General features: G+C 43.0%; 8 protein-coding genes. 4 read left to right on the top strand and 4 right to left on the bottom strand.

All coding sequences use genetic code 11. The annotated features are described in order from the left end of the window. The 4 genes from B4J23_RS02320 to B4J23_RS02305 all read left to right on the top strand — a co-directional run. Nucleotides 1-408 (top strand): Smr/MutS family protein (locus B4J23_RS02320; protein WP_291358649.1); only part of this gene is annotated, 408 nt, incomplete at its 5' end. A gap of 93 nt (nucleotides 409-501) precedes the next feature. Further along, entirely contained in the window at nucleotides 502-1,050 is a 549-nt protein-coding gene (gene folE, locus B4J23_RS02315) for a GTP cyclohydrolase I FolE (RefSeq protein WP_171064799.1), read from the top strand. 64 nt (nucleotides 1,051-1,114) lie between these two features. Further along, nucleotides 1,115-1,474 (top strand): cupin domain-containing protein, encoded by a 360-nt coding sequence (locus B4J23_RS02310; protein WP_125278914.1) that lies wholly within the window; start codon nucleotides 1,115-1,117, stop codon nucleotides 1,472-1,474. A 267-nt stretch (nucleotides 1,475-1,741) separates the two neighbouring features. Next, nucleotides 1,742-2,296: a DUF4385 domain-containing protein gene (locus B4J23_RS02305; protein WP_125278915.1), complete on the top strand. Its 555-nt coding sequence runs from the start codon at nucleotides 1,742-1,744 to the stop codon at nucleotides 2,294-2,296. Here B4J23_RS02305 and B4J23_RS02300 read toward each other — a convergent pair. The 4 genes from B4J23_RS02300 to B4J23_RS02285 form a co-directional block, all read right to left on the bottom strand. Next, a complete protein-coding gene (locus B4J23_RS02300) occupies nucleotides 2,293-3,690 on the bottom strand; it encodes a diguanylate cyclase (protein ID WP_125278916.1) in 1,398 nt (465 codons plus the stop codon). The genes B4J23_RS02305 and B4J23_RS02300 overlap by 4 nt on opposite strands. A gap of 203 nt (nucleotides 3,691-3,893) precedes the next feature. Next, nucleotides 3,894-5,780 carry a DUF4105 domain-containing protein gene (locus B4J23_RS02295; protein WP_125278917.1) on the bottom strand — a complete coding sequence of 629 codons (1,887 nt, stop codon included), beginning with the start codon at nucleotides 5,778-5,780 and terminating at the stop codon, nucleotides 3,894-3,896. Nucleotides 5,781-5,853: 73 nt separating this feature from the next. After that, on the bottom strand, nucleotides 5,854-6,324 hold the full coding sequence (locus B4J23_RS02290) for a DUF3015 family protein (protein WP_004782788.1): 471 nt from the start codon (nucleotides 6,322-6,324) through the stop codon (nucleotides 5,854-5,856). Between the two features lie 143 nt (nucleotides 6,325-6,467). After that, the coding region (locus B4J23_RS02285) for a DUF817 family protein (RefSeq protein ID WP_291358648.1) at nucleotides 6,468-6,976 on the bottom strand (509 nt) is incomplete at its 5' end.

Here is a 6,976-nt window from a genome sequence, read left to right as displayed (position 1 = left end):
CATACCGATGAAACCGTCCTGTCTGATACTCAAGCCATGCTCAATCCGGTTGGCAGTCAAGCGAGCTTAAGCTACCGCATTGCGACCTTGCAGCATAAGGTTTTTGAAGATTTAAAAGCAGGCAATCTGCGCTGGTTCGAAGCTGTCGACCTGCATGGTTGTACGGTCGAAGAGGCACGTCAGGCTGTGCTTCAGATTATCCAGATCGCCAAAGATGAAAACCAGAACGTGATCAAGATCGTACATGGCAAAGGGCCGGAAGCGATTTTAAAAACTTATGTCAACGGCTGGTTACGTCAGCACCATGATGTTCTGGCCTTTGTCAGTGCGCCTGAAAAACAGGGTGGCACTGGCGCAGTTTTAGTTTTGCTAAAACGTGCAGAAAAAAATCCAAAGTTTAAACAGTAAGCGGATTTACCCCCAAAATAAGGCATTGTAAAAGATTTCTGCTACAATGCCGTCCTTGTTCTATCTCAGTGTAAGTGAATACGTCATATGACTATGCAGCAATCCTACGCAAACATTCTTACTGCCGTTGGTGAAGATCTCAATCGCCCTGGTCTCAAAGATACGCCCGTGCGTGCTGCGAAAGCGTTTTCGTATTTAACCTCAGGTTATAGCCAGACTCTGGAAGAAGTGACCAATAGTGCGGTTTTTCCATCAGATAACCGTGAAATGGTTTTAGTGAAAAATATCGAATTTTATTCACTCTGCGAACACCATTTATTGCCATTTTATGGCCGTGTACATATTGCCTATTTACCTGAAGGCAAGGTATTGGGGCTGTCTAAATTTGCCCGAATTACTGAAATGTTTGCCCGTCGTTTGCAGATTCAGGAAAATCTGACCCAGCAAATCGCAGAAGCGGTTGCTGAAGTCACCAATGCACGTGGTGTGGCTGTGATGATTGATTCAGCACATATGTGTATGATGATGCGTGGTGTTGGCAAACAGGAATCGACGACGCGTACGGTGTCATTTATCGGTGACTTTAAAACCGATAAAGAAGTCCGCCGTGAGTTTTTAGGCGCTGTACCAGAAAGTTATTAATATAGATTCATACATGAAAGCCTCAATTGATATTGGGGCTTTTTTACACGATGAGGTTACGAAAATGTCATCTATTTGGATTGGGGGTCAAGGTTTAGGCCAGGCTGAAGAAAGTATCGATTATCCACGGCCAGACCGGCTGGTTAAAGGCAATCCTAAACGCCTGACCCAGAGTGCCTATCAACATCCCAATATGGATTGCGGAATCTGGCAATGTGAAGTGGGTGCCTGGAATATCGTATTTGCCGAGAATAAACAGGAATTCTTTCAGGTAATCGAAGGGATCGTCCGTTTACATGATGCTCAAAGACAATCCTTTGTTGAAATCAAAGCAGGTGAAGCCGGCATTATTCCACCCGGTTTTATTGGCACTTTTGAAGTGGTTGAAGCCGTTAAAAAATATTATGTCGTGGTAGAAAGTTAAAAGATAAGTACGAATTTCATATCTTTATCAGTTAAGGAATTTTGCAATCAATTCCTTAACTTTTCTACGTATTCATTCAATTTCTTAAAATTTTATCCCTACATTCTTTTCAAAAAGTTGTCTCATTAACTTAACTTCCCTAGTTTTAAAAATAAACAAATTGATGCTGCATAATTAATTTCCTGACTACATTTCCTGCCATGTTTAAATACAGATCTTTTGTTTAGAAAGCTGCATGATCCAAGTGTATAAATTCTGGAAACAGCCATGAGTAGAAAACAGCCTGATCCGCCTAAACGCCCTTCACGTGTTCATTCAAATAGTTTTGACTATAGTCTGGATTTTAAAAAAATTGATTTCCGTAAACGGCCGGACTTATACCGGATTGGACGCGGTGAGCAAGGCGTGCTTTTAGTAGAACCTTATAAGTCGGAAATTCTGCCCCACTGGCGTTTTGCAGATGCGGAAAAAGCCCAAGCCAGTAGTGAAAAAATTTATGCCCTGTTTCTAGAATATTTAAAACATGAAGATTTCGTCGGGGCCGATATGGCACGCAAGTTTTTACAAATGGGTTATACCCGCGCCCGACGTTATGCCAATCATAAAGGCGGCAAAAAATACGATGGTCCGGTTCCAGATGATAAAAAGGGTTTAAGTGGTGCGCATGGGCGTGAGGAATTGCCGCGCAGTTCTGAAGATCCGGTTAAAGCTGCTGCAGCGAAAATATTTAAACAAAAATGGGATGAAGCCAAAGTCCATCCCGAATATGTGCGGCAAAAACAGCAATTTCAGGCTGCAATTCAGCAGCAAATTTTAAATTAGACAGATGCTTTTTGTGTGCCCTGAATTTGAGAAGGTTGCGCCAGATAGACCCGGTTACGCCCTGTATTTTTAGCCATATACAGTGCAGCATCTGCGGCATCCAGGAATCTTTGGTAATCCGGATGACCATCAAATAACGCGCAGCCGATACTAACCGTGAGTCTAAATTGCTGTCCTTGAGCCGTACTGATCAGGCCATGCTCTACATATGTACGGATATTTTCAGCAATGTTCAGTGCGCGTCTTTCATCGGAATCGACCAGCAGCAGCAGGAATTCTTCCCCACCGACACGGAAGGCATAGTCACTGCCCTGAATATATTTCTGTAAGGCATCAGCAATAAATTTCAAGGCCAGATCGCCGGCTGCATGACCATATTTATCATTAATGGCTTTGAAGAAATCGGCATCAATCGCTAGCAAGGATAATGGTGTCTGGTTATCACGAGAGAAATTGATTTCACGTGAAATAATGGTATTTAAATAACGGCGATTCAATAACTGGGTTAGAGAGTCATTTCCAGATTCGATGTAATCTGCAACCTGGAATAATTGATCGACCAAGTGCTGTATTTCACGGTTTAAGTCACGAATACTTTGAATCAGATTCAGCATCTGATCTTTTTCAGTACATTCCAGCACTGCCTGATTCAGCGTATCGATCTGATAAATTCGCTCGATAATTAAATCGACCTGATCGGAACCGGTAAAGGCATAAGACGCCTTATGAATAAACCATAAGCCAAATTCTGACTTGGACAGCATTTGATGTCTAATGCCTGTAGTGCCAGAAAAGACCTTGAACATCAGCTCATTTTCCCAATCCAGCAATGAACTGCGCTGCTTATCTTTTTGTACCGCGACATCCTGCATTGCAGAAAATACCCGGTAACTGTGCTTCATTTCCTGATTCTGAACTGATTTCGCCTCATAGGAACGACACATAATTTCTGTGGCAAACCCCATGATTTGTACAATATAACTACAGGTAGTTAGCATGTTTGGCTGCGGATTTAAACTTAGCAATTCAAACATTTTGCGCTGAATTTCTCGTACACCGCGCATAATCAGCCAGGATGGAATCCCGATCCGCGCATGCACATGTCCAACGATATTCTGTTTTTGCACGGCCTCTGCATAACGCTTATTCAGCGCCACACTAAAACTTTCTGAAAGCCATTGATGTAAAGTATCGCGTAAACGCTGCTGAATTAGCTCATCAGTAAAATATTGAGATGCTTCTTCTTCCAGAAGCATATTTTTATAGAATTCTTCTACCAGTACCAAAGAGTGGTCTTGAATAAACTGAAATGCGTGTAGCAAATCATCCGATGAATAATTTTGACAGATCTGCTTCCACTGCTCCGCCAGCATAGCCATATACTCATTATTCATATAACTTTTCCCGATACTTGCGATTCGCAGTGATATTATGTGACAAATACAACAATATTCAGGTATTTTAACCCAATTACTGAATACAATCTTTGATAATATCGGTAGAAGTCTCCGAACATGAATTTATTTTAAACATTCAAATACAAGTCATTTGATCTATAAACTTCATTTACTCAATACTCGAGGTTATGTTAGCCAAATTAAAAATAATGGACTAAGCCCAGACTCCATTTTTCCCAGTCTTTCGATTCCTGTTGCTGATATTCCCAGCCCACCCGAATGGCATTTTGTGCATTCCAGGCATATTGCAACTGGTTTTTCAACTTCAGTTGCCACTGATGAGAATCTTCCCAATACGGCAGTTCCACCTGTACCAGACTATTGATCTGATCCGTCCAGATATTCTGACAACCCACCGTTGGCCCCATACCGACACGCCATCCTTTGTCAAGCGCTTTTCCGGCCTGCACATGATTTTGTAATTGCACATAGCAGAGATGTTCACGTGCTTCATTTGCCCAGCTATAGCCACCCTGAACCTGAAAATTGGCTACACCATGCTGCTGCTCGGTACTAAACTGGCCATGCTGATCCAGTGCTTCCTGTTTCCAGCCCAAACTAAAACCCCAAGATAATGGCGCTTTAAATGCATTGATCGGGTTATAGGAATTTACTGTAAGTAGATCCAGGTGGTCCAGCTTCACACGGTCATCACGGTACTGCAATGCACCATCCAGGAATAATAATTGGGTTCCTGTACGCAGCCCGCCTTGCGGATCCATGAGGTCATGATAAGCCTGACGATGACCGAGCTGCACAAAAGTCTCACCTTGTACTTGCCCAGTTTCAAGAACGATATTTCGGGCATGATGGCTTTGAACCGGATCTATTTTTGGACGCTCTGGCTGCCGGCGCTGTTTGTCTATCGCCAACTGACTTCTTAGGCCCAATAATTTGCGAAAGCGCGGCTGGGCAAAAGATTCATCGACTTCCTGGCGAAGAAAGTCCAGATATAAATGGTCATAGGCCATTTCCAGAATCTTGGCCTGATCTTCAGCCGGATGATGTTGCAGCCTGGCTTCCATTTCAGAGGTTTTTGCATAAGCCACCTGATGCGCAGTTTTTGCCAAGGATTTGCCATGTTGCCGGGCTTGAGCCAGCAATTGAGTTTCCAGTGCCGGACGGTAAATCTTCTTCCTGATCAGTCCCTGCTGTTCCACAACTTTTAAAGTTTCGACCGGAATCGCGGCGGTATCGAATTGCTGCTGCAAGTTCAGTTCAGGACGCACCAGATCCAAAAGCCCTAGTAGACGATAAGCACAGTTATCATTAATGAAATAATAAGGGAAACTTACCTGCTGCATTTCCCAGAGATGCTTCACCAGAAATCCGGTTTCTTCAGGCGTCAGATTAAGTTCATACTCCCATAAATCACGGCTTTCAAAGTCACCATATTCCTTGACTTTGCGGTAATAGGGCATCAAGGAATATTCACCCGGATATTGTCCGGTCAGTCCTTTCCAGGCAAAGGACCAGTTATCATTGCTGTCGACTGTGGCAGCATAATTGACCGCATAAGAAACCAGATTCAGTTGCTGCTGGTCTTTGGGATCCAGACGCAGCAAAGTATGACCAAACATGGAGCTGGGATTGCCCATATAATCGGTGGCATAAATCAGGGTCGCCTGATAAGGCTTGACTTCATTCATCCAGCGCTCAAAATCCGGACAACTCGCTTCAGGCAGTTGCTGTTCAGAAATATTCAGCTGTTGCATTAACCACTGACTACGTGCCGGGAATTTACATCGTACAGACTGATTGGGTTCTGCGGGCTCAAACAATGCCTGTATATTTTGCTCCAATTCAAGTTGCAGCTCTGTCTTGCCCTGCTTTGCCAGAAAATAACCAGGATAGCTGACTTCACTTTTTCCTTCAGCATTGGCATACATCAAACGCTTCCAGGTCGCAGTCTGGTGCAATTTTTTTTGTGTGGCTTGTTCTAGATAAGCTTGAATATCTGGAGAAATTTCGGATGCAAAACTTAGGGGACTCCACAGCAAAGCTGGGAGCAAAAAAGCATATTTCATTCAGTCAACGGTTCTTTTCAGTTTTTATTTATAAGAAAACCCTGCCAGGACAGCAGGGTTTTTACAGCGATACTTAGATATAAGCTTTTAATACTTCATCTTTAGCCATGACTGTTTGTAGAGTACTTAACACTTGTAAAGTATTCTGGTTTTCTTCTGAATAGATTTCAGAGAAATTCTGCTTAGATACAGTGAAGAAACGTGCTTTATCTTCTGCCTTGATATTTAGCAGTTCAGCCAGTACATTCAGGCTTTCACCTTCACCTACGGCCATATCACGTGCCAATGCCTCAGCATTTTCATTGGTAAAAGTCACGACTTGAGCCGTTACTGTACCGCCCTGGCTACATCCTAAAGTACCGAAAGTAATACCTAGCCACTGGTTAGTAAACAGCACGTTTGTTGTACCTGCAAGCAGCTTAGGAATAATGCCTGACTGGCCTGCCCATACCTGGCTACCAATACCACAACCTACATCTCTATCCGCCATCGCCATACCAGAACCCGTTGCCAATACCACAGCGAGCATAATCTTTTTTAACATACTTATTCTCCGGTTATTCTCATGCATCTTTTGTTATTACGCTAATGATGTAATCTTCATTACACATTCAGGAGATTAGCGGGAAGTCTAATTTGGCGCAATGAAAAAACTGTCTGATTTACATAAAGATAAACAGAATAGTTTTACCGGGTTTTTAGGCTCCAGTTACCTTGAGAATTACGCTGTCCTAGAATCTTTAATACCAGCACCAGACTGAGCAATAATAACAAGTACCAGGAACCTAATTTTGCCCAGCCGACCATATGCCATTTTTCTACCTGGCTTGGATATAGCCAGATCTGATAAAAGGTACTGATGTTCTCAGCCACCCAGATAATAAAGGCCAAGATCAACAGGACAGGCAACATCGGTAGCTGAAAAGCGTGCTGATTCAACTGAAACCGAATTCTGGTTTTCCAGAACATCACTACACTCCAGACAAATAACAGCAAACGATAGTCCGGAATGAAGAATTTGCTCATGAAGTTGATGTAGGACAAGACTGCCAAGGCCAGCATATGGCTAAAGCGCGGCAATTTTTCAAATGAGACTTGGTATAAGCGTAAGGAACGTGCAAAAAAACTGCCGACAGCCGAATACATAAAGCCGGCAAATAAAGGCACAGTCAGTATTTTAAAAATTGCAGGTTGCG

It is taken from the genome of Acinetobacter sp. UBA3025 (assembly GCF_002367915.1).
Taxonomy (GTDB): Bacteria; Pseudomonadota; Gammaproteobacteria; order Pseudomonadales; family Moraxellaceae; genus Acinetobacter.
The sequence above is the reverse complement of the archived record's forward strand: the minus strand, read 5'-3'. Positions and strand labels throughout refer to the sequence as shown.

Bases quoted from the DNA above. Each gene is read 5' to 3' on its own strand.
- folE (WP_171064799.1), top strand. From the start codon at position 502: ATGCAGCAATCCTACGCAAACATTCTTACTGCCGTTGGTGAAGATCTC.
- B4J23_RS02310 (WP_125278914.1), top strand. From the start codon at position 1,115: ATGTCATCTATTTGGATTGGGGGTCAAGGTTTAGGCCAGGCTGAAGAA.
- B4J23_RS02305 (WP_125278915.1), top strand. From the start codon at position 1,742: ATGAGTAGAAAACAGCCTGATCCGCCTAAACGCCCTTCACGTGTTCAT.
- B4J23_RS02300 (WP_125278916.1), bottom strand. From the start codon at position 3,690: ATGAATAATGAGTATATGGCTATGCTGGCGGAGCAGTGGAAGCAGATC.
- B4J23_RS02295 (WP_125278917.1), bottom strand. From the start codon at position 5,780: ATGAAATATGCTTTTTTGCTCCCAGCTTTGCTGTGGAGTCCCCTAAGT.
- B4J23_RS02290 (WP_004782788.1), bottom strand. From the start codon at position 6,324: ATGTTAAAAAAGATTATGCTCGCTGTGGTATTGGCAACGGGTTCTGGT.